Origin of the sequence: Janthinobacterium kochi, assembly GCF_051380715.1 — a bacterium.
In the GTDB taxonomy this organism is placed as follows: domain Bacteria; phylum Pseudomonadota; class Gammaproteobacteria; order Burkholderiales; family Burkholderiaceae_D; genus Janthinobacterium.
In genome coordinates this window covers 1-23,797 of the sequence record NZ_JBNYXO010000009.1, presented here as the reverse complement: position 1 = coordinate 23,797, position 23,797 = coordinate 1, and the positions used below count along the sequence as shown (strand labels likewise).

The 23,797-nt window shown below is 53.6% G+C and carries 18 protein-coding genes, 1 tRNA gene and 1 pseudogene; 12 read left to right on the top strand and 8 right to left on the bottom strand.

Translation table 11 applies throughout. The features are described 5' to 3' along the window. Positions 1–18 precede the first annotated feature (18 nt). Together ACQ4WL_RS18975 and ACQ4WL_RS18970 are read left to right on the top strand one after the other, a co-directional pair. On the top strand, positions 19–285 hold the full coding sequence (locus ACQ4WL_RS18975) for a helix-turn-helix domain-containing protein (protein WP_436511141.1): 267 nt from the start codon (positions 19–21) through the stop codon (positions 283–285). A 215-nt stretch (positions 286–500) separates the two neighbouring features. Beyond that, positions 501–863: a hypothetical protein gene (locus ACQ4WL_RS18970; RefSeq protein ID WP_436511140.1), complete on the top strand. Its 363-nt coding sequence runs from the start codon at positions 501–503 to the stop codon at positions 861–863. Between the two features lie 520 nt (positions 864–1,383). Here the strand turns inward: ACQ4WL_RS18970 and ACQ4WL_RS18965 are convergent. The 6 genes from ACQ4WL_RS18965 to ACQ4WL_RS18940 form a co-directional block, all read right to left on the bottom strand. Beyond that, positions 1,384–1,944 (bottom strand): hypothetical protein, encoded by a 561-nt coding sequence (locus tag ACQ4WL_RS18965; protein ID WP_436511139.1) that lies wholly within the window; start codon positions 1,942–1,944, stop codon positions 1,384–1,386. Between the two features lie 522 nt (positions 1,945–2,466). Further along, positions 2,467–3,132, bottom strand: a complete 666-nt coding sequence (locus tag ACQ4WL_RS18960; RefSeq protein ID WP_436511138.1) for a hypothetical protein — start codon at positions 3,130–3,132, stop codon at positions 2,467–2,469. Positions 3,133–3,362: 230 nt separating this feature from the next. Then, positions 3,363–4,427, bottom strand: coding sequence for a hypothetical protein (locus ACQ4WL_RS18955; RefSeq protein ID WP_436511137.1), 1,065 nt, complete (start codon positions 4,425–4,427; stop codon positions 3,363–3,365). Between the two features lie 139 nt (positions 4,428–4,566). Continuing rightward, entirely contained in the window at positions 4,567–5,046 is a 480-nt protein-coding gene (locus ACQ4WL_RS18950) for a hypothetical protein (RefSeq protein ID WP_436511136.1), read from the bottom strand. 180 nt (positions 5,047–5,226) lie between these two features. Next, the gene (locus ACQ4WL_RS18945) at positions 5,227–5,502 is read right to left on the bottom strand and encodes a hypothetical protein (protein WP_436511135.1); all 276 of its coding nucleotides are present in this window, start codon (positions 5,500–5,502) and stop codon (positions 5,227–5,229) included. Positions 5,503–5,575: 73 nt separating this feature from the next. Next, positions 5,576–5,827 carry a hypothetical protein gene (locus ACQ4WL_RS18940; protein WP_436511134.1) on the bottom strand — a complete coding sequence of 84 codons (252 nt, stop codon included), beginning with the start codon at positions 5,825–5,827 and terminating at the stop codon, positions 5,576–5,578. Between the two features lie 617 nt (positions 5,828–6,444). On the opposite strand from ACQ4WL_RS18940, the gene ACQ4WL_RS18935 reads away from it, so the two are divergent. From ACQ4WL_RS18935 to ACQ4WL_RS18890, 10 genes are all read left to right on the top strand, one after another. Then, a complete protein-coding gene (locus ACQ4WL_RS18935; RefSeq protein ID WP_436511133.1) occupies positions 6,445–7,755 on the top strand; it encodes a tyrosine-type recombinase/integrase in 1,311 nt (436 codons plus the stop codon). A gap of 1,114 nt (positions 7,756–8,869) precedes the next feature. Further along, positions 8,870–9,736, top strand: a complete 867-nt coding sequence (locus ACQ4WL_RS18930) for a phage integrase N-terminal domain-containing protein (RefSeq protein WP_436511132.1) — start codon at positions 8,870–8,872, stop codon at positions 9,734–9,736. A 137-nt stretch (positions 9,737–9,873) separates the two neighbouring features. Beyond that, positions 9,874–10,074, top strand: coding sequence for a helix-turn-helix transcriptional regulator (locus ACQ4WL_RS18925; protein WP_139090190.1), 201 nt, complete (start codon positions 9,874–9,876; stop codon positions 10,072–10,074). Positions 10,075–10,462: 388 nt separating this feature from the next. Beyond that, positions 10,463–12,922, top strand: a complete 2,460-nt coding sequence (locus tag ACQ4WL_RS18920; RefSeq protein WP_436511131.1) for a type I restriction-modification system subunit M — start codon at positions 10,463–10,465, stop codon at positions 12,920–12,922. Next, the gene (locus ACQ4WL_RS18915; protein WP_436511130.1) at positions 12,915–14,216 is read left to right on the top strand and encodes a restriction endonuclease subunit S; all 1,302 of its coding nucleotides are present in this window, start codon (positions 12,915–12,917) and stop codon (positions 14,214–14,216) included. Before ACQ4WL_RS18920 ends, ACQ4WL_RS18915 begins: the two co-directional genes overlap by 8 nt. A 2-nt stretch (positions 14,217–14,218) precedes the next feature. Beyond that, on the top strand, positions 14,219–15,880 hold the full coding sequence (locus ACQ4WL_RS18910) for a DNA glycosylase AlkZ-like family protein (RefSeq protein ID WP_436511129.1): 1,662 nt from the start codon (positions 14,219–14,221) through the stop codon (positions 15,878–15,880). A gap of 113 nt (positions 15,881–15,993) precedes the next feature. Continuing rightward, positions 15,994–19,281, top strand: coding sequence for a type I restriction endonuclease subunit R (locus tag ACQ4WL_RS18905; RefSeq protein WP_436511128.1), 3,288 nt, complete (start codon positions 15,994–15,996; stop codon positions 19,279–19,281). 2 nt (positions 19,282–19,283) lie between these two features. Continuing rightward, complete coding sequence (locus ACQ4WL_RS18900; RefSeq protein WP_436511127.1) at positions 19,284–19,973, top strand: M48 family metallopeptidase; 690 nt, start codon at positions 19,284–19,286, stop codon at positions 19,971–19,973. A 289-nt stretch (positions 19,974–20,262) separates the two neighbouring features. After that, positions 20,263–21,543 (top strand): DUF262 domain-containing protein, encoded by a 1,281-nt coding sequence (locus ACQ4WL_RS18895; RefSeq protein ID WP_436511126.1) that lies wholly within the window; start codon positions 20,263–20,265, stop codon positions 21,541–21,543. After that, positions 21,540–23,453, top strand: coding sequence for a DUF262 domain-containing protein (locus tag ACQ4WL_RS18890; protein ID WP_436511125.1), 1,914 nt, complete (start codon positions 21,540–21,542; stop codon positions 23,451–23,453). The genes ACQ4WL_RS18895 and ACQ4WL_RS18890 overlap by 4 nt, the downstream gene beginning before the upstream one ends. Positions 23,454–23,522: 69 nt before the next feature. Here the strand turns inward: ACQ4WL_RS18890 and ACQ4WL_RS18885 are convergent. Together ACQ4WL_RS18885 and ACQ4WL_RS18880 are read right to left on the bottom strand one after the other, a co-directional pair. Then, positions 23,523–23,619, bottom strand: a tRNA-Phe gene (locus tag ACQ4WL_RS18885). A gap of 56 nt (positions 23,620–23,675) precedes the next feature. Beyond that, a pseudogene (locus ACQ4WL_RS18880) lies at positions 23,676–23,797 on the bottom strand (IS481 family transposase); the annotation flags it as partial.

Below are 23,797 nucleotides of genomic sequence, written 5' to 3'. Positions count from 1 at the left end.
CATCGCTAGGGTTACGTCATGTCAGCGAAACCCAAGCCACCCACCGTATTGCCATCAGCGGACGATCTGCGTGGCGTGGTGGCGTTCAACGTGCGTTTGCTTAGAGTGGGAAAAGGCTGGTCGCAAGAAAAGCTTGCATTGGAGTGTGGATTAGACCGCTCATATGTCTCAGCCGTGGAGCGTTCGCGCTGGAACGTCTCGCTGTCCAATATAGAGGCAATTGCCAAGGCTCTTGAAGTTCAGCCGTGGATCTTGCTAAAGCCGCCTAGTAGTGACGTGATCTAAGTTCAAGACCTTAACTAGAATTGAAGGGCATGGGCTTACGCTGTCTTCTTGAATGTTCCAGGAGGACACAGGCGAGCTGGTCCCTTTTTCACTGACGTGATACCAGCGTATTCTTGATTGAAAGTACCGTGGCTGGAATTGAGCAATCAATCACAATTGATGTGTTGACTTAAATGGGATATTTCGTATGTTCTTCCTAAAAGGGAGAGCGATATATGAAATCAGTACTAAAATTATTGGCGCGTATTTGGAGATACTTTATGAGCTACGGTAGTTTTCAATTTGAAGGAAAGAACGTTGTTCAAGGTCTTGAGTACGTACAATCGGTGCATGCAACCGTTAAGGGTAGCATCATTGAAATATTGACGACTGACGGCACTACAGCGACTGTTCCGAACACAATCATCAATATTGGGCAATTGGTTGGTTACTGCTATGTTTCAGAGGTAAAAACATCCGATGATCTTGAGGTCATTGAATTTGAGATTGAAGAAAGCAAGGAAAAAGAACTGGAAAGAGCGGCTTGGAGGAAAAGCAAAGGTTTAGACTCCAATAGTTCATCTTATAAGTTAAAATAAGAAAAGCACCTGCGGGTGCTTTTTTAATGGTAAAAAATCGTCGATTAATGATTTTTCAATCAATTGCGTTGGAAGATATAGATTGGCTCTAATTTTCTGTTCAGCATAGTTTATAAGTTTTTCTTTATTTTGTATTTATATAATAAATTCAAAGAACTTTATCAAGTTTTCCGCTCGCGGGATTTTATTCTTTATTCTATGTTAGTAATATTTAATATATACTACTTTGTACTATGTATTGAATAGAGTAATGATTGATATATGTTGCTTTATGTCAAGCATTCTTTATCAAACATACCAAAACTGTCGGTAGGTTTTCCGTTAAGTGCTGATTAATAAGGGTTTTGGTGTCGGGTTGAATAGATAGGTTGTCGGGTTGAATACTGCGGACGACAGCTCCTAAAGGCTTGTTAATAAAGGCTTCTGGTGTCGGGTTGACTTGTCGGGTTGAGTTTTTTTGCTGTTGACTTGTGAGTGCTTCACGTCTATGAGTTCATAAAAAATCCCCTTTCGGGGATTATTATTTGAAGCCAAATGGATCATAGTCGTCTGGTTCTTGCTCGGTTGGTTGGTGATCCGCTGGAACTTCTGCCTTTTTCATTTTTTCCACAAGAATTTGAGAGTTGTATTCTTTGAATGTCTCAAAGAATGCTGTTTTTCTCTTCAAATTTCTATGGAAATTGAATTGCTGTGGGTTAGTATGAACATAAAGCAACAGCCCTTTAATATCGTTTATTCGGGGTGCCTGTGGAACTTCTAACACTTGTAGAACTAGTGGGCTGGTGTTGAATATCTTAATGAAGCTCATAGTTTCAAGCTGCTTCAAATATCCTGCTAAATCTCTTCTATCTATTTCTAGTGCCTTGCACAATGTTGCTTGTTTCATCTCACTATGAATTCCAACAAGACCATTTTTATAGGTGCATGTGCAGGCGAGATAAGAAATTATTTGATAGAGGACAAGCTTTGGTCTACTTGTTAGAACAAGTTCGTTGAAGACTTTTTTATTTAATGAGAAATAGTTAAATTCTTCATTTTGCTTGTTGACAACAGCAGATTTATTATTTATATTTAATGACATAGGATTCCTTTTTAGTTTTTTGTTTAGTCACTAATCATTAAAACAGGTTATCCAAAAAAATCAAGCCCCTGCAATGGGGCTTTTTTTATCATCGCATAGATTTTATTGTAGCCTAAGCGAGATGTTGTAGTTGAGTTTTATCAATTGTATTGACAATGTCGGAAAATTCATTAAAGTAAGGGTGCCTGCTTTGGATACTCCCCCCGTTTTTATGCAGGACTCTTATTGTTGGTGTGGTCGGTAAAGGATGCTTAGGCATCCTTTGCTTTTTTCATATGAGATAAATAGACAAACTAAGACCGGGTATGAAAATAGAAAAGCACCCGAAGGTGCCTTGATAACGTTCTATCTTCAACGCATACATTGCGAAAATCATATTATTTATCATATCATCCTTAATGTTGTTTAATATAATATTAAGCAATGATCTAGAGAAAGAAAAAGTGATACTTTTTATTGATAACGGAATTAATCAGAAAATGCGAAAACCCCTATGAAGGGGCTTTTTTGAGTTTGAATATTTTAAATCTTTGGTTTGTTTTTTTCAACGGGTGAAGTTAGGCTTTTTCTTAATGCAAGCATAGACGAAACAATGTTTGAAACGTCGCTAAGCTGACTGTCGCTCAGTTTTTCTAGGTTAGATTCAATGCTCTTGACCACGTTAACAGGAAGATCAGCTTTGGGTTGTTTGACACCATTTAAGAACCATTCTGCCGTGCCATCTGGGCCTTCTTTAGCAGGGCCTTCCGCACGGTGAAGCTTCCCGTTTTGATACCATTCGTTGATCCCACCTGGTCTTTCAATTGCAGGGCCATCCTCTCTGTGTAGCTTTCCATTTGCATACCAGAATTTGTTGCCGTTAGCGTATTCCAGGGCTGGGCCGTCTTTACGATGTAGTTCGCCATTAAGCCACCATTGCTTGTTTTCTTCTGCGTCAAAGACTACTGGGCCATCTAGATTTTTACCTTGCTGATACCATGATTTTTTGGAGTTTGCTGGTTCTACGGCAGGACCGTCTTCACGATGGCGTTTCCCATTTTGCCACCACTCCTTGTTCCCGTTTGCTTCCTCAACAGCAGGGCCGTCTTCACGGTGTATTAAATTATTCAACATCCATACTATTCGTCCACCAGGCTTTTTTACTGGCATTGATTGTTGTTTTGAGCTTCCTGTAATTATCTCTTCCATATTTCCTCCATAATAGTACATCGTATTAAATTTGAACTATTAATCAATAAGATGATAGAAATAAAAAAGCCCCATTGCTGGGGCTTGATTTTTTGGATAATTTTCTTTAATGATTGGTGACAAGCAAAAAAATTAAAAAATGTGTCCTATGTCATTAAATAAAAAAGGTCTTCAGGAATTTGATATTAATGCCTATCCCTAAAAATCTTCTCTTTTAGTATGGTTTTGTATCAATCATCTCCGACATTACCCGCATAACCGTCGCAATGTTCGCATCCTAATGCGTATGTATCCGCGCTAGATCCTGTCATGGGATCATTGCACCATTCACATTTCTCTAGATGATCAAAGTATGTCAGGCAATTGGTACAAACATAGCCTTCTTGATACTCGCATACTGAATGATAGCTTTGGCACTCATCGCAATTTGCTGGTGTATCAGAGTCGAGATCATCTTTGGTGCCACGAACGGTGTTTTGATCAATTAAATCAAACAGGTCGTCGTCGGAAACCTTGTGGCCGCACTTTTTACATTCAAAGCTTTCGTAGGCCACTAAGCTTTGGTTGGCTTTACCACAAGCTGGACAATCTAGTTTCACTCGTTTATCGCTATGGAAGCAGACCAAGCAAGCACTGGTTATGAGATCTTCCACTTCCTCTTCAACATGCAACGCACTTGTGCCACATCCTGGGCAATCTTCAAAAACATGCCCGCCATTTTTCATGCCATCAATTTTTTTCTTCAGGCTGTTAAATTTTGCTTTTGCGTAGTGGTTGTTGTTAATTAAGTCCCGCTCCATACGACGAAATTCAGATTGGAATGGCTTAAACTCTTCTCGCCATGTATCAGTAATAAATCTATTGAGCTCAAACCAAGCCTGGGCTTGTTCTAGCTTAATTGCTTCTTTTTGTTTTCCGTTTATTCCGCTATGATAGAAGTGAACCATACGATTACGATGCTTGCGAACCTTGTCAAAGGCTTCTTTTGCGGTTTTTTGCAAAGGCTTGTTCAAAGCGGTAGCTAGACGGGTACACGCATCATCGAATGAAACCGAAAGAAAATCACCAGCCTCATAATTTTGGCGATTCAGGTCCCGATCAACGACAACAAGAGTCCAATGCTCGTGAACAAGGGGCGCTTTTAGGAAAATCTCTACTCCTGTATAGAAGTTGATAACTGAATGTTTAGGTTCGCTTTCAAGTTGAGAAATTGCCTTGGTCAGAAAATCTATTCCATTGCGAACCAAATTTTCGAAGTCTGACGCCGGTTCTTTTTTTGCACTAATTTTGGACATTCCCTATTTCCTCTGCCTGTGAGCTGAAATTTGTTGGCTTTTGGAAATCTTCTCATAGATTTTGGATTCTGGCTATTTCTGCTGACACAGGGCGAAAAAAAAGCACCCGGAGGTGCTTTCTGTCAAGAGTAGTGAGGGCTTACGCTGCTTCGAATTCTTCCTTGGTGATGTCGCCCAGTTGCTCTTTAGTAGGAACCTTGCCAAGACGGCTTGCCAGCTTTTTCAAGAAGTTGGTCTTGGCCTTTTTGTCGGCAGGCGTAACCAGCCATGCATCCACAGACTTACCCGACTGGTAGGTTGTGAAAGCGCCTTCAGCTTCCAGGAACTTCGGAGGGTGAGCCAGCCATACACTAGGTTCTTCACCTTTCGTGGACTTAATGGGCTTGTTCATGACACGAGTACTAGCTTCGCTGCTTTTGGCGCTACTTGCTTGAACAGTTGCAGCAGGAGAGGCTTTAAAGCCCAGTTCGGCAGCGGTGAAGTTGAACAGCTTGATTTGTTCCAAAACACCGGCAAGAGCAGTAGGGCGCTCAGCTTGCAGTTGAGCTGCAACCATGTCTTCAAATTCTTTGCGCTTGGCGAGGATGTCAGCAAGGCTCAGCTTCTTGGTTTCTGCCATAAAAATTCTCCAGTAGTTAAATGTGTGTAGTAGCTTGAAGGATCAACAAGCCACTACAGTGTTGTTTGCTTGTTGATGGTTGTACTTTATTCGGTACAACTACTGGCGTCAACTATCAAATTAAATTTATTGAAGAACTTTTTGCAAAGTTGATCTGAAGTGGCAGTGAGGGCTTGGCTACTACGGGGCGTAGTTTTGGGCTGGATGGTTTTCATCCAGCCAATCAAGTGCGGCCTTTTCGTTGTCAAAAATGGGTGCTTCAAGGGTTTCACCTTTGCAATTAACAATGATCCACCTGTCATGAATAACAACCTCGCCGTCAACGACTTCAGCAATCCAAATTTTATGGATCATTGGACGTTGTGGCTTGCTGGTGAATCTACCTTTATTCATGTTGTTCATGGTTTGCGAAAAACCTTTCTTTATATAATTAAATAGTGCAATTAGAAAATTCATACATTCCTCTCTTTTTGAGAGGAAGATATGAAATTGAGTAAAGCTGTCAAGTGCTCTAGTCTAAGTCACAAAATTAGGGCCACCAAATTGGTTTTGGATCTGTTGAACCTTTTCTTAATCTAGACCAAAGCTTAGAGAATTGTTCTGGGATGTGACTATCATTGCTAACAACTTTTACGCCTGTTTTCGTCTTGAACTCACTTAGCCATATTAAGTTTTCTTCTGAAATGGGAATTTCATGAAGTTTTTTGTCGGCATACAGAACCCAGATGGATTCGTGATTAAAGATGAACATATCAATCGGTTTTTTGGTATCTACTTCCATAAAATTATCTCAATCATGAATTCAAGCACATGAGAATGATAAAGGTTTCTTCCAGGAACATTCTCACCAATTCTTCTTTTGTTGAAAAATTAGCCAAGAATTGTTGTTTAAATTGCCATTTTCAATGGATGGGTCACGGTAGTGGAGATGGACCAGCTCGTCTGTGTCCTTCCGGGACATCCAAGAAGACAGCGTAAGCAGCATCGGGAGTTCGAATCCCCAAGTCGGATACAAATACGTTGACACGGAGTGCTCTCATGGGCACGATGCAGGGGTCACAACGAGGGGTACCAAAAGTTTTGGGACACTTTAACGTTGATGAGAAAATTTGGCTTTAAAATCAAGGCTTTGGCATGAGGGTGGTACGTATCCCCCTCTCTCCGCCACGGATAGCAATTAAGTAACATCAGGACGTCTCAGGAAGTCCCTCAAAAACCGCTTAGATCCTTGATTCTAAGCGGTTTTTTCGTTTCTGGACGTTGCACAGCGTCCCAGGATATCCACCTCAAGTAGGCGCAAGTTTGGGGGCACCTCGCACTCAGCCATTGCCGCTTGCCCCAAAAATTCAAAAAAACGACTATATTGATCTTTACAGCATGCCGCACAGGAGGTTTGCCATGCCAAAGATCATTGCTCCGCTGACAGATTTACTCATCCGCAACGCCAAGCCACGCGAGCGGCCGTACAAAATGTTCGATGGTGACGGCATGTATCTCGTCGTCGCGCCTACCGGCTCCCGCATCTGGCGGTTCAAGTTCCGGCAGGCCAACGGCAAAGAGAACACGCTGACGTTCGGACCTTACCCGGAAATCACCTTGCAGGACGCACGAGAAAAGCGCCTGGCGACACGCCGCCTGTTGCTGCAAGGAATCGACCCCGCCAAGCATCGCGACGACGCCAAACGCTTGGCAAAGGATAAGGCGTCCAACACGTTCGAAAAAATAGCGCGCGAGTGGCACGGCAACAAAGTGCCGACCTGGAGCGAACGCACAGCCAAGAACACTATCCAGCGCCTGCAAGCGGACATCTTTCCAGTCATCGGCCGCATGCCGATCGATGAGATAAAGCACCGCGATCTGATCGCCGCGCTGCGCAAGATCGAGGAGCGCGGCGCAAGCGAAATCGCCCATCGCCAGAAAGCGGTATGTGCGTCAATTTTCAGCTATGCGATTCAGTGCGGGTTCACAGAGCGCAATCTGGTCACCGATATGAAGGATGTGTTGAAGACCGTCCGCGCCGGACACTTCGCCGCCATCAATGCCGACGAACTACCGCAGTTCCTGGCCATTCTGGATCGCAACGAAGCACGCATGTTTGCGCCGACCCGCATCGCGCTGCGGCTGATGCTGCTGTGCTTTGTGCGCACCAGCGAGTTGATCGAGACGCCCTGGCGTGAAATCGACCTGGAGCGCGACGAGTGGATCATTCCGTGGCAGCGCATGAAGCGTGGCAAGCTGACCGTCAATCCGGATATGACCAACCATCACGTCTGCCTTTCGCGCCAGGCGCTGGAGCTGCTGCGCGAACTGCACGCGATCACGGGCCGCAACAAGTACCTGTTCCCGAATCAGCGCGACCACGAAAAGCCGATTAGCAATAACACGATACTGGTGGCGCTTGGACGCATGGGATACAAGGGTAAGATGACCGGCCATGGCTTCCGGGCGCTGGCCATGAGCACTATCAAGGAGCGCCTGGGCTACCGGCATGAAGTCGTGGACCGGCAACTGGCACATGCACCGAAGGATAAGGTGGCCAGCGCCTATGACCGGGCGCAGTTCCTGGCGGAACGGCGCCGGATGATGCAGGATTGGGCCGATTACATCGATGCCGTCAGCGGCAAGGGAACGCCGCCGCAGACGCCAAGATTAACGCTGGTCAGCGGCGAATTCAGCCGGGATGGCGGAACAGGAGGGCACCATGTCTAAGTATGTATTGCGCCTCACGGATGCGCTTATCAAGCAGACGTCCCCCGAGGATAAATTACATAAACTAGCTATCGGATAATCTGTCCCGGCTGCAACGCTGCCGGTCAATGCCAGTGGGACCAGCCCAGTCCGCGCCGGTCCGGATGCTGCGCACTACCAAAAGCATCCTTGACGAAACGAACCGCTTGCAAACGTCGTTAACCGGCATAGAATGAAGCTCTCTTATGTGGGAATCGCTCCCACGAGGGCATGCATTGAGCATGTCCCTATGCTTAGCGGCATAGGCGTTGCGGTCGTCACCCGCCACCATGATACTTAGCAGTTTTTGCTAGACAGATCGCCGGGCCATGCAGAAGCATGCACATCTCGGCACGATAAAGCGCTGCCTTCAGCGTCTTCATATCCCACAATCCGTAAGACGGATTGCCTGGACGATTGCGCCCGATGGGCGCTTCCTCAAACAGGAGCAAGACTCCTGCCACGATTGGTTCGCATGCCCGCGAGGTAGCGCACCGTATGAAGCACAGCATGGCTTTGCCGCAAGCCGCACCGTCAGCAGAAATGCCAGCGATGCGATGCCATCGCGGCTGCCGCCAGCGCATGTGCTTCAGAGTCGCCAGTATCGTCACCGCGAGTGCGATGCTGGCTTATATGCCGTCACATGCCATGGCTACGTGCGCGCGTCGTTACTGGCGGCGTGCTGCCAGTGACGACGCGCCGCCGACGGCATAGGCCCAGGCGGCAAGCGGAATTCCACCGCGTGATGTTGTTCAGTGATGGGGCCAGGCGCCCCGCATCGCAGGCAAGCCCTGCGATGTCCTTTGCCCGCTACGGGCTGATTAATAGAAGTTGATCCGTGCACGATGTGCACTCCATGGACCCTGGGTGATTGGTCCCCGCTGTGGCAGCTTCCTCCGGGAGCGCGCAGCGGTGCCACACGCGCATGCGGCGCGGGCAGGCAGTAACAGCAACCGCATACACGGGAGTGGTGTCCCGAGGCCCTTGATTCAACCTTTCCTGCCGAGGCAGTGAGGGTGGCCAGAAACACTTACCAGACAGGATTACACCACGCGGCATCGATGTGAAAACCAATGATCGGAAGGATGACTTTGCCATGCGCGACTTGAACTACCAGCTCAAGCAACTGTGTCACCGCAACCGGGATGGCAGCTTTGCGACGCAAGCCGACCGCGAGCGCCTATTAAACCTGTGCGCCAACGACCTGGCGGAACGGGGCTTCCAGCATATGAGCGTGGACAGTCTGAAACCAAAGCATGTGGCGGCGCTGCTCGACAAGTGGAGGCAGGATGGCGTCAGTACCGGAACGATCAAGAATCGCATGAGCGCTTTGCGTTGGTGGGCCGAGAAGATCGGCAAGGAAAACATCATTGCGCGCACCAACGGCGAATATGGCATCGCGGAGCGGGTGTTTGTCACCAATGTCTCGAAGGCGAAGGTGCTGGACGCCGACACGCTGGCCCGCGTGAATGATCCGTATACGCGCATGTCCCTGCAGTTGCAGGCGGCGTTTGGATTGCGGCGCGAGGAAAGCATCAAGATCAAGGCGGGATGGGCCGACGGCGGGAACATCCTGCGGCTGAAGGATAGCTGGACCAAGGGTGGCAAATACCGGGAGGTGCCGATTGCCACCATGCTGCAGCGCGCCGTGCTGGAAGCGGCCAAGGCGCTGGCCGGAAAAGGCAGCTTGATTCCGGCGCAGTTGCGGTATCGGGACCAGTTGAACCGCTTTCGGGCGCAGTGCGACAAGGCTGGCATCCATGGCGTGCATGGGCTGCGCCATGAGTACGCGCAGCGGCGCTATGCGGAGTTGACTGGCCGACCTAGTCCAGCTAGTGGTGGCCCGACGTCGAGGCAGCTGGATGCTTCGCAAAAACTCGCAGATCAAGCTGCGCGGATGAAGATTTCGGTGGAGATGGGGCATGGACGTGAGCAGGTCACTTCCATCTATCTGGGCAGATGATCGCCCATTGGTATCAGGGCCGCAGCGCATGGAGCAGAGGAGATGCAAAGGAGTGCAGCCTTGGCGCTGCCGGAATGATCGGGGAGAGTCGGCATGACTCGTCATTGTTTGCTGTTCATCAATCGAAGGAGAATCTTATGACCACGACTAAAAAATTCCTCCGCTTGCCTGCTGTCATCGAGGCTACCGGCTGGTCGCGCGCCACTATCTGGCGCAAGGTGAAGGCAGGCGTGTTGCCAGCGCCTATTCCCATTGGTCCCAAGTCCGTCGCGTGGGATGCGGCTGAAATCGCAGAATGGCAGCAACGCTGTATAGATGCTAGCCGTAGGGGTGTCTAAACGGGAGGTTGACCAACTGCTGGACGTTTTGGCTCCTTCGGCAGCAACTGTTGATACGCCTTCATGCCCCGGTAAAAGCACTTGTGGTTAATCGTTTGCAAGCCCATCACAGCGCGTGTGCGGTTGACCAGGGCGCCGGCACGGCGGTATCCGTTGTCGCAGCAATGTGAGCGAGCCACGGCGTTCTCTTGAGGCGATTATGGTGGGTGGTGTCTTGAGCAGGTGCGTTCACGCGCTGGTGCACAATTGTTGGGCCACGCCAAATAAGGGCGAACCGGAGACATTAATCCGGGGCTGTGAATTTGACAGTTGCCGCTATGTCAACGATACTTTGGCACGCGTAAATGCTATATTATCGGCCCCTCTCTGAATTCCCTTCATTAACCTCATGCCGATTACATTGCCACAGCTGGAACGTCATCTATTTAAGGCCGCCGATATCTTGCGCGGCAAGATGGATGCCTCTGAATTTAAAGAATATATCTTCGGGATGCTGTTCTTGAAACGTTGCTCCGACGTGTTCGACCAGCGTCGCGAACAAGTTATCGCGCAAGAAATAGCGGGGGGCAAGTCAGAGTCTGATGCAGAGGCCAGTGCCGAGCTCAAACGCTGGTACGGTCAGTCCTTCTACGTACCACCGACTTCGCGCTGGGACTATCTGGTCAACGAGGCCCACGTCGATGTCGGCGGCTTTCTCAACCGTGCGCTCGGCGGCCTGGAAAGTAACAACTCCAGCCTGGCCGAAGTGCTTGAACACATCGATTTTTCGCGCAAGGTCGGGCAGAGCAAGATTCCCGACATCAAGCTGCGCCAGCTGATCAGCCACTTTGGCACCTACCGCCTGCGCAATGAGGACTTTGAGTTCCCCGACCTGCTGGGCGCGGCCTATGAGTATTTGATCGGCGAGTTCGCCGACTCGGCCGGCAAGAAGGGCGGCGAGTTTTACACGCCGCGTTCGGTCGTGCGCATGATGGTGCGACTGGTCAAGCCCGAGCAGCAGCACAGTATCTACGATCCTTGCGTCGGCTCGGGCGGTATGCTGATCATGGCCAAGGAGTATATCGATGAGCATGGCGGCGATGGTCGCCGCGCCGACCTGTGCGGCCAGGAGGCGAATGGCACCGTCTGGTCTATCGCCAAGATGAACATGCTTTTGCACGGCATCAGCACTGCCGACTTGCGCAACGAAGACACGCTGGCCGAGCCGCAGCACGTGGAAGGGGGCGAGTTGATGCGCTTCGACCGCGTACTGTCGAATCCGCCCTTCTCGATCAACTGGGGCAGCGCCGACACCGACCGCAACGGCCAGTCCGTCTGGGCGCCCAAGTTCCGCGCCGAGCGTTTCCGCTACGGCGAGGTGTCCTTGGGCAGCAAGAAGGCCGACCTGATGTTCCTGCAGCACATGGTGGCCGTACTGCGCGACGGCGGGCAGCTTGCCACCGTGATGCCGCACGGCGTGCTGTTCCGGGGCGGCGAAGAGCGCGCCATCCGTGGCGCCATGATCGAGGCCGACCTGGTCGAAGCGGTGATCGGCCTGCCCGCCAACCTGTTCTACGGCACTGGTATTCCCGCCTGCGTGCTGGTGATGCGCCAGCGCCAGGGCAACGCCAGCGGCAAGGTGGCCGAGCGCCGTGGGCAGGTGCTGTTCATTAACGCCGACCGCGAGTATTTCGAAGGCCGCGCGCAGAATTACCTGCTGCCCGAGCATATCGAAAAAATCGTCAACACTTTTGAAAATTTCAAGGCCGAGCCGGGCTTTTCTGCCATTGTCAGCACGGCCACCTTGCGCGAGAATGACTACAACCTCAACATTCGCCGCTACGCCGACAACGCCATCGCGCCTGAGCCGCACGACGTGCGCGCCCACTTACTGGGCGGTGTGCCCAAGGCCGAAGTGGCGGCGAAGATGGAAATTCTTGCCGCGCACGGCCTCGATCCGCTGGCGCTGCTGACCGAACGCGACGCTCACTATTTCGACTTTGCGCCGCAACTGTCTACGCGCCAATCCATCAAGCTCGCCATCGAGACCAACCCAGGCTTGCTGCAGCGCGAACTAGCGGTGCGCGAAGCCTTTGACGCATGGTGGCGGGCGCACAGCCTGCGCATAATCGCCATTGCCGGCGCGGCCAGCATGGTGGGTCTGCGTAATGACCTGCTCCACAGCTTTGCCGATGCGATGGAGCCGGCCGGTGTGCTGGGACGCTTCCAGGTGCGCGGCATCGTTGCGGGATTCTGGGATGATGCCAAGTATGAATTCATGACCCTGATGGCGCGTGGCACCAAAGGCGTCGTCGATGCCTGGCGCACTAGCATACTGGCGGCGATGGATGACGAGCAAAGCAAGGACCAGCCATTTGAGCATAAGCTGGTCAAGTTCCTGATGGCCGACTTCGTTGATGCGCAGGCGGTGCTGGAAACGCGCAAGGCCGAGTTGGACAGCCAAATCAAGGCGGCTATGGCCAGCAAGAGCGCGGGTGAGGATGGTGATGAAGCCGAAGTTGTTGATGACGAGCCTGCTGTGGATGAAGCGCAGATCAAGGTTTGGAAAACGCAGCTTGGTGTGCTCAAGAAGGAGATCAAGGCGCAGGAGCTAAGCTTTACAGTTCGTCTCAATTTGGCTGTTGACGCGCTCGACGAAGCTGGCGCGGCCGACTTGCTGCTGACTATCTTGCGCAATGACATGGCGGCAATCGTGGCACGCTGCGTCGACGCGCACCGGCAGCAGGTTATTGCTGAATTTGAAAATTGGTGGGATAAGTACCATATCACGTTGGATGATATCGAACGAGATCGGGATGTTGCCAATGAAGCCTTAAAATCGTTTTTGCATGGGTTACGGTATGTATGAAATCAATCCAGCGATGTTACGTTCGCTCGATGAGCTAGCAGATACAAATCCTGAGACACTTAGCTCGACGACGGCCCAGAATTTCCGTTTTAGATACGTCGACTTAGGTGCGACGAGTGCTGGCTCTATTCATTGGAAATCGGTCGCCGAGGTTTCTTACGCAACTTCACCAAGCCGGGCGCGCCGTGTCTTACGTTACGGTGATGTTCTTTTCGGAACTGTGCGTCCAAATTTACAATCACACGGTTACTTTGATCGGGAAAATATCGGCGCGGTTGTTGCATCGACCGGCTTTTCGGTTATTCGCGCAAAGGAAGGTGTGAGTGACTCACGATACCTTTTCCATTGTGTAATGAGCAGCCAAATTTCAATTCAGGCAAACCGTGATGCCGTTGGGTCTAGTTATCCTGCGCTGAACGATGGCGACGTTCGGCGATTTGAGGTCTTCACGCCACCAATCGCGGAACAGACTGCGATCGCTAAAATTCTCGACACGCTCGACACTATAATCCGCCAGACCGAAGCGATCATCGAAAAGCTCAAGCAAGTCAAGCAGGGGCTGCTGCACGACCTGCTGACGCGTGGCATCGGCGCTAACGGCGAACTGCGCCCACCGCAGAGCCAGGCGCCCCATCTCTACAAGGACTCGCCACTGGGATGGATCCCGACATCTTGGTGTACGGCAACTCTTGGCGAAATTGCTGAAATTCGGTCAGGTACGACACCTGCGAGAAGCTCATCGGCACGATATTACTGCGACGACGGAATACCATGGGTCAAAACGATGGATTTGAATGAAGGAGATATTCAGAAAACGAGTGAATCCATCACCGCAGTAGCATTGCGAGAATGTTCCTGTGAAAGACTGCCTGTTGGCAGTGTATTGATTGCAATGTACGGTGGTTGGGAGCAAATTGGGCGAACGGGAATTCTGCAGACGCCTGCAGCTACAAATCAAGCAATCAGTGCATTGATTTTTACTTCCGCAGACCTAGAACCGGAATATGTACTGCGAGCCGTTCAGCATGGACGGAAAAGATGGGCGGGTGTCGCTGCTAGCACACGGAAGGATCCCAACATTACAAAGGGCGACGTGCAATCCTTTCGGATCGCGTTGCCAAATGCGCATTCCGAGCAGAAGGAGATTGTCCGGATTGTTTCGGCCGCGTTGGCTAAAATTACCTTGGAAATTGCTGGATTACATAAAATGATGGAAGAAAAAGCCGGTCTGATGGACGACCTTCTCACTGGTCGCGTCCGCGTTACACCGCTGCTCAACTCTCAAGGCGCGTAATCATGATCCCGACCCTGCCACAGGGTGAATCGTTCACCGTTGAATTTAAGAGCGACCGCAAGCGCCTGTCCGACAACGATCTGGTCGAGGCCGTCATTTGCCTGGCCAACGCCGACGGTGGCGAACTGTGGCTGGGTGTGGAAGACGACGGCACGCCGACGGGTCTGCATGCTGAACATATGCAACTGGCCGGACTGGCGGGTCTGGTGGCCGCGCGCACATCGCCGTCGCTGGCGGTCGTGGTCACGCCGGTCGCACTGGGCGCTGTGCATGTAGCGCGCATCGCCATACCCAAGGCGCATGGCGAAGTGGCGACCACCGGCGGCGTGTATCTGCGCCGGCGCCTGAAGGCCGACGGCCAGCCCGAATGCGTGGCGATGTTGCCGCATGAGCGAGCCAGCCGCGCCACCACCTTTGGCTTGGTGGATGCTTCTGCCTTGGCGGTGGCCGGTGCCAAGCTGAGTGACCTGGACCCGCTGGAGCGCGAGCGCCTGCGCCAGAGCGTGCAGCAATATGGCGGCGACCGTGTGCTGCTTGAACTCGATGACGAAGCGCTCGATGGTGCGCTTGGATTGACCACGCGCCAGAGCGATGGCACGCGCGTGCCCACGCTGACGGGTCTGCTGTTGCTGGGCAAGGAGCTGGCGCTGCGCGAACTGGTTGGCACGCATGAATTCGCGTTCCAGGTGCTGGCGCGCGAGGCGGTCGGCTTCAACGAATTTCGCCGCTTCCCCCTGCTCAAGGCGCTGGACTGGCTGGAGACGAATTTTCGCCCTTACAATCCGGAACGCGAAATACAGGTTGGTTTGTTCCGCGTGCCCGTGCCCAAGGTGGATCTGGGCGCCTTCCGCGAGGGGGTCGCCAACGCGCTGGTACATCGTGACTATCACCGCATGGGCGCGGTGCATGTGCGGATGGACGACGAAGGGCTGACGATCAGCAACCCGGGTGGCCTGATGGATGGCGTGACGCTGGCGAACTTGTTGACCACCGAACCGCGACCGCGCAATCGCACACTGGCCGACGCGATGAAGCGCATCGGCGTGGTCGAGCGTTCGGGGCGTGGCGTCGACAAAATCTATCGCGGCATGTTGCGCTTCGGGCGTCCCGAGCCGGATTACCGGCGCACCGATGCCACCAGCGTCATCCTGCGCCTGGCCACGACGGATGCCGACGAGGCTTTCCTGAAGCGCGTGGTCGAGGAAGAGGGACGGCGCGGCAGTGCATTGCCGATCGACAGCCTGATCGCCCTGGCGGCGTTGCGTGGCCTGAAGCGCCTGACGACCGAGGAACTGGCCATCCATATCCAGCGAGAGCCGGTGCAAGCGAAGCGCACCCTGGAGGCTTTGGTTGAGGCTGGCCTTGCGCAAGCCCATGGCACGACGCGTGGCCGCACCTATACGCTTGCAGCCGGCGTTTATCAGGCTGAAGGGGGCAAGGCTGCTTACACGCGGCAGATGGGTTTTAGCAATCTCCAGCACGAGCAGATGGTGCTGAGCTATGTGCGACAGCATGGATCGGTGCGTCGTAGCGACGTAGCTGATTTATGTCGCCTGACCTCAATTCAGGCGAGGGATCTATTGAAGCGCCTCAGGCAGTCTGGGCGCCTGCAACAGCATGGCGAAAGGCGGGCGGCATATTACGTTCTGGGTGACGCTGAGTAGCTTGGGTTTATAGACGGTTTAGACGTCTTTGGACGTGGTTTTGGACCTGTTTTAGACGTCTTTCAATATTTTTCCCATTGAAATCAACGAACTATAGAACTGAACGGATACTTATGAATTGGGAATTGGACGAAGTCGAACGTCCGTTTGTTGAGCAGCTGACCGCGATGGGCTGGCGCTATGTGGCAGGTGACCTGGACCAGCCTGCCAAGACCGGCCGCGCTAGCTTCGCTGAGGTGGTGCAAGAAGCTACGCTGCGCCGTCAGCTCTACGACCTGAATCTGCGCGATGTGGCCGGGGTGGCGCAGCCCTGGCTGGACGACGAACGCCTGTCGCAAGCCGTCGGCGCCATTACGCGCATCCCCGCGCACCGCTTGATGGAGGCAAACCGCTTTGCCACCGAGCTGCTGCATGGTGGTCTCACGGTCGATGGCATGCCGGATTGGGATGGCGGCCGCGTCCAGACAATTCACTACATCGATTGGGCTCACCCTGAGCGCAACGAATTTACCGTTGTTAATCAGTACCGGGTGGACTGCCCGCCGGGGTACAACCGGGGCAAGGCGTTTATCGTGCCTGATCTGGTGCTGCTGGTAAACGGCATTCCGCTGGCGGTGATCGAGTGCAAGAGTCCGTCGGTTTCCGAGCCATTGGCCGAGGCAGTGGACCAGTTGCGCCGCTATAGTAATGCGCGCCGGGCCAGCGGCGAAGTCGATGACAATGAGGGCAATGAACCACTGTTCCACACCAATCAGCTGTTGGTGGCGACCAGTTTCGACGAGGCCAGAGTGGCTTGCATAGGCGCAGAATTTCGCCATTATTCGGCCTGGAAGACGGTGGTGCCGATGACCGAGGAAGCCGTGTGCGAGAAGCTGGGCAAGACCCAGCTGTCCGAGCAGGAGCGCCTGGTGGCCGGCCTGTTCGAGCCGCGCACCTTGCTCGACGTGCTGCGCCACTTCATGCTTTTCATGAATATGGATGGCCACACGGTCAAAACCGTCTGCCGCTATCAGCAGTACCGCGCCGTCGTTCGCGCCATTGAGCGTCTGCGCACCGGCAAGACGCGTATCCAGGATGGCGAGCATGACCGGCGTGGCGGCATCGTCTGGCATACGCAGGGCTCTGGCAAGAGCCTGACCATGGTATTTCTGATCCGCAAGCTGCGCACCGATCCGCAACTGCGGCGTTTCAAGGTAGTGGTGGTGACCGACCGTACCGATCTGGAACAGCAGCTTTCCCTGACCGCCGCATTGACGGGTGAAACGGTGGAACGGGCCACATCGGCAGATAAGTTGAAGGCGATGCTGCGCCGTCGCGGCCCAGGTCTGGTGTTTGGCATGATCCAGAAAGCACGCGGCGGCGATGCTGCCGGTGAGCCTGGTCTACAGGCGGCAGATTTGCCACGGTATGAAGTGCGCCAGTCGGTACCGGCCGAAGTGCTCAACGAAGACGACAGCATCCTGATTCTGGTGGACGAGGCGCATCGCAGCCAGGCCGGCGACTTGCAGGCAGCGCTGCAGACTGGCTTGCCCAACTGCGCGCGCATCGGTTTCACCGGTACGCCAATTCTGATGGGCGACAAGAAGCGCACATATGAAATTTTCGGCGAGTTTATCGACCGTTACACGATCCGCGAAGCCGAGCAGGATGGCGCCATCGTCCCCATACTCTACGAAGGCCGCACGGCCAATGGTGCAGTCAAGGAGGGGGCCAATCTGGACGAATTGTTCGAGGACTTGTTCCGCGAGCATACGCCTGAGGAACTCGAAGCGATCCGCAAGAAGTATGCGACCAAGGGGCAGATTTTCGAGGCGCCCGCGCTCATTGCCGACAAGGCGCGCGACATGCTGCGCCACTACGTGACGTACATTCTGCCTAACGGCTTCAAGGCCCAGGTGGTGGCATACAGCCGGCTCGCCGTGGTGCGCTACGTGGACGCTTTTTTTGTGGCGCGCGATGCGCTGCTGGCCGAAGCCGAGGCCTTGAGCCCGGAAGACAAGGCGATGGACGACGAGGTTTTGTGCCGCCGGTCGCCGCTGGTACAGGCGCAGGTTCAGGCGTGGCGCTATCGCGACACCTTGCGCGCGATTGAGTTCGCGCCGATTATTTCCGGTGGCAATAACGACGATCCCGTATGGAAGCAATGGACCGACGGTGTGGCGCAGGAGCAGCGCATCAAGCGCTTCAAAAAACCACTGTTGCACAAAGACGCGGCGAAGACGGATCCGCTGGCCTTCCTGATCGTCAAGTCGATGCTGCTTACCGGCTTTGATGCGCCGATCGAAGGCGTGATGTACCTGGATCGCCCGATCCGCGAGGCCGAGCTATTGCAGACCATCGCGCGCGTGAACCGCACTGGGTACGATAAGCAGTTCGGCATCGTGGTCGATTATTTTGGCCTGGCCCATCATCTCAAGCAGGCGCTCAATGTTTATGCGGATGAAGACATCGACGGTGCTTTGCAAAGCTTGAAGGACGAAATTCCGGTACTGCGTGACAGGCACCTGCGTGTCGTCGATCTGTTTCGTAGCCGGGGCATTGAGAGCCTGAGCGATTTCGATACTTGCGTCGAAGTGCTCGCCGACGAACGGCTGCGCGCCGAATTTACGGTCAAGCTCAAGCAGTTTTTGAATACGCTCGACGTAGTGCTGCCAAGGCCGGAAGGCTTGCCCTTCGCGCCGGATGCGAAACTGTTGGCCTTTATCTACGCCCGCGCCCGCAATCGCTATCGTGATACGCCGGTGCTGGGCAAGGACGTGGGCGCCAAGGTGCGCAAGCTGATCGATGAGCACGTCATATCGTTGGGCGTGGACCCGAAGATAGCGCCCGTCTCGCTTACCGATGCCGACTTTGCCATGAAGGTGGCGCGCGAGCCGAACGACCGCGCCAAGGCGTCGGAGATGGAACACGCGGTGCGGGCGCACATCCGCGAACACATGGATCAGGACCCGGTGGCATTCCGCAAGTTGAGTGAACGCCTGAAGGATTTACTCGACAAACTGGGTGATCATTGGGACCAGCTGGCGCTAGCATTGAAGGGACTGGTTGACGAAATTCGCAGCGGCTGCGTTGACCACGACGACCGCCTGCCTGACCTGCCAGAACAATACGGTCCCTTCCTTCGCCTGCTGGTCGACGCGGCCGTCGGCGACGCTGCAATGGCCGATGTCGAGCGCAAGAAGCTGCTGGACCTGAGCGTCGAAGTGGTGGACACCATCATCTCGGAATTGACGCCCAATTTCTGGCGCCCCAACCGCCAGCCGGCGCAGGACGCGCTGAACACGCGCATTTTCGAGCTGCTGATGCGCTCACGCTTGCTACCCACGCCGCAGATCGAAGCGCTGGTCGACAAGCTGATGGAGCTGGCGCGTGCCAACCATGAAAAACTAGTGACGACATGAACATGCTGACTGTCGATGACTTGTGCTTTGAGGTCCGACGCAGCGCCGTGCGACGGACCTTGGAGATTACCGTTGATCGTAGTGGTGAGCTGATTCTGTCAGCGCCTGCAGAGACTCCAGAGGCCACCTTGCGCGACTTCGTCCAACGCAAGCGTATGTGGATCTACCAGCAGTTGGCGCGCCAGGAGAGCTTGACGCGCGAGGTGCCCAACAAGATATTCGTCGATGGCGAGGGCTTTCTCTACCTCGGCCGCAATTTTCGTCTTCGCCTGGTTGACGAATCGATTGCGCCAGTCAAGTTAGTCGGTGGACGATTCGTGATGCCCAGGGCACTCGCGAGCGAAGGGCGCGAACACATGATTCGCTGGTACTGCGGCAACGCCACGCGCTGGCTATCGGCGAAAGTCGAAGACTATGCCGCGCGGATGGAGCTTGCGCCGGCTGGCGTGAAGGTGCAGGACCTTGGTTACCGCTGGGGCTCGTGCGGCAAAGGGGGGCTGCTGTACTTCCATTGGAAGACCATTCTGTTGCCAGCGCGAATCGCGGAATATGTTGTCGTCCACGAGATGGCGCACCTGCATGAGCCACATCACACCCCCGATTTCTGGCGACGCGTTGAACGTGCGCTTCCCGACTACGAATTGCGGAAAGACTGGTTGAATAGGAATGGGGCTTCGGTCGAGGGACTGTAGACTTGGTTAGCTATGGGAAGATGCTCGAGCAATGTGCAGGGAGGGCATCGGCCAGCGGGGCGCTCGGAGACCTGGCTTTGTACACCGCTAAGAAGACGGGAAGCAACCTGGTAGTCGCCTGACCGGAATTGCCGGCAACGTTAATGACTGATGTCCTCGCAATGAGATGCGCTGAACGCGCGCCCACGACAATGAGGGAGGTGCCATTTTCGGTAATGGCTAGCCGTGACGTCTTGATCGAGGTTACAGTAGCAGTTCCGGCAACTTGCCAGCAGAGGGAGCGCAATGCATGGCAATTAACAAAGTAAATGGTGTCAGCGCAGTGACGGTGGAGGAGTTGCTGAAGCAGGACCTGCGCATTCCGAATTATCAGCGGCCTTACAGCTGGGAAGTGCTCACTGCGCTGCAACTGGTGGATGATGTGGCGGAAGCATTGCGCGATCCACTGCGACATGATGTGCCGTATGTGCTTGGCGCGGTTATTCTGCACCAAGAGGGCGGATATCTACATATTGTCGATGGCCAGCAGCGCCTGCTAACCTTGCGGATGATTCTGGCACTTCTGGATACGGCGCAGTATGGGATGGTCTTGCCCACTGAGGGCCAGACGCCCGTATCGCTGGTCTGGACAGCGCTGCAACAGCGCCTTGCCCCAATGGATCAGGCCGGCGAATTCCTCCGATTCATTTGTCACCAATGTCAGATGGTGCGCATCGTAACCGACGATATTGATGAAGCGTTTCGCGTGTTTGATTCGCAAAACTACCGCGGCAAAGCGCTGGCTCCGCACGATCTGCTCAAAGCCCACCACTTGCGCGAGATGCGTGAGGAATCAGCTGCGACCAAAGTGGCGGTAGTAGAAGCCTGGGAATCGGTCAGGGACGAGGAGCTGGACCGGCTATTTTCGACATTCTTATATCGGATCGCCAAGTGGTCTCGTGGCGAGAGCGCGCTTGAATTCTCGATTCGGCACATCGGCATGTTCAAGGGGATAACCGCGCGCGCTCCGCGTGAGCTATCGCCACACCATCGCTACCACCTGGCTGCGCAAGCCGCGCTGCCTTTACTCCCTGTCTGCGCCGCATCTTCCTCGCAGGATGCGCGTGATGTAGGCCGCAGTCGCTTCCAGCTAGATGCACCGATTATTGCTGGACGTACATTTTTCGAGATGGTCGCCTTCATGCTGGGTGAGTTGAAACTGATCGAGCAGGAGGTCTGGAGCAGCGGTTTCAAAAACTTTGGTCCAGAGCAGGCGCGCTACCGCTACGTCTACGAATTGTTTATCGCCGCGCTGCTGAGCTATACCAACAAATTCGGCGAGGAGGATGTGGCGGCCGCGCGTAATCAGCTATTTGCTTGGGCCTACGCCTTGCGGCTGGAATTGCTGCGTGTGCAGTTTGCCTCTGCCGACAATCGCGCACGCGGCAAGGGTGGTGGCAAGAGGTCCGCATTTGTTTTATTGCGTAATGCTATGAACGCAAGCGCGATTCACCATCTTGCGGAAAGCGTTCATTCGAACAATGTGGAGCATGAAAAAGAACTGCGTGCCTTTATCGAGAGCTTGCAATGAAGAATAACGTGCTGGTCCCTGAATTGCTGAGTATCGGCCAACTGTTCACTGCCAAATATCTGGTTCCTGTCTATCAGCGGAATTATGCTTGGCGGGTGGAGCAGATTGAGCAACTGATCAGCGACGTGCATGACGCGATGCTGGCGGACGACGACTATTTTCTGGGAAACTTGGTAGTCATCCTGAGAGCCAGCGGGGAAGTCTTCGAAGTCATCGATGGACAGCAGCGTTTGACTACTCTGTATTTGCTGTTGACGTTCCTTCAGGAGGATGGGGCGGAGTCGGGGCATTCCTCCTCGCATATCGGGCGCCTGCAATATGAGTCAAGGGCACGGGCGACTGAGGCCCTGCGCCTTGTGGCGCAGGACGCCGTAGCGTCTAGCCGCCTGCAGGGTGCCAGCATTGATGCAGATGCGGGGATTCATGAAGGATACGGCATCATTCAGCAGTTCTTTAAGCAGAATTTCCGCTTGAATCAGGCACGCGCCGCATTCGCCGATTTTTTGCGAGAGCGGGTCACGGTGGTGCGTGCCTCACTGCCTCTGAACACTGACCTCAATCGTTATTTTGAGATCATGAACACCCGTGGTCAGCAGCTCAAGCAGGTCGATATCGTGAAGGCTCGCCTGATGAGCAAGCTGTCCGATCAACACCAGCAGGCTTGCTTCGCATGGATATGGGAGGCCTGCGCGGACATGGATTCCTATCTCCAGATGTCGTTGACACGTGGCGATACCGGCTTGCGCACGCAGGTCTTTGGCTCTGACTGGTCGTGGCTGAAGGCCGCCGACTTTGCCGCGCTGATGCAGTTCCGCGCGAAGGCTGTTTTGCAAACGCCTGGACAGAATACCGGCGGCGCGCTGTCTCTCGAACAGGCACTGTCCCGATACGCTGACGTGGGCGCGCAAGCGGCCGGGCAGGATGACGGCAACGAACGGTTTCGTTCGACAATCGAATTCCCTGTCCTTCTGCTTCATGTCCTGAAAGTGTTACATGGCGACCCAAAAGAGGATGAGGGGGCGTTGGATGACAAGCGGCTCATCAAGGCGTTTGACGCGTCGGTCAAGCAGGCTGCTGATAAGGAAGTGGAGTGGGTACAGCACTTCGCCTTTATGCTGCTCAAGTGCCGGAACCTGTTCGATGCGTTCGTTCTGAAGCGTCAGTTCACGGCGAATAAGCTGGAAGATGGTGACTGGTCCCTCCAGCGTCTGAAGAAAGGCGGTACCGAGGCCAAGCCAAGCCCGACATACAGCCATGTATTCGCGCGTGCGGAACGCAGTCAGGAGGAAGATGGCAACGCTGATCCGCACACCGGAGAAGTTCTCTTGTTGCAGTCTATGTTGCGGATTACTTACACATCTCCACGCACAATGCATTGGATTACCCAGGTGCTGCGCTGGCTGTCCGAGCAGGCCCCGCAAGAAGTTAGTCGTGTAGATCTGGCCGAGTTTCTTAAGCGTTATGCTCGCGTCAAGGTTCGGGAATGCTTCTCGTTTGAGCGCGAGCAGCAACCGCAGGGTTTCGGGATTAGCCGAATCGTGTTCACCTACCTTGATTTTCTGCTACTGAGCGACGCTGCCAAGCGGGATTTTAAATTTCAGTTCAGAACTTCGATTGAGCATTTTTATCCGCAGCGTCCCGACCAAGAGCAGTCGGGCGAGTTGGTGGCTGCTACCGGTCTCCACCTGCTGGGCAATCTTGCCCTAGTCAGTATCAGCGCGAATTCAAAGTTCAGCAACAGCCTACCGCGCGCCAAGGCGGAAAACTTCCGCGATACGATTGAACGGCAAAGTCCGAAGCTTAGATTGATGGCGGAGATCACCTTGGTCGAAGGCTGGGGCGACTCGCAGGTTGGGGCACATCATCAGCATATGCTGACTTTGCTTCGCCAAGATGTCGGCCCGGAGTAGTGAGACGGCAGAATGTGCGCGTTAAAGCAAAACCGCCACCCGAAAGTGGCGATTTTGCTCAGTTCTTATTGGCCCGGGGCGGAATCGAACCACCGACACAAGGATTTTCAATCCTTTGCTTGAATGGACATTTTTGGTTGACTAATTCATAGTGCTTTTGAGCAACTTTTTGGTAAGGGTATAGTTGGGGGTATTCTTTAATCTAGCATCCGTCAAAATTATCTAACTGTCAAGACCCGCCTGGTTATAAACACGTTTAACGAATAATTGTGGCTTTTTTGCCTGCCATTTCTTCATTGCCTGAATCGGCGTTTCGTTGTTGAGAGCACGCTGTGGGATGTTGT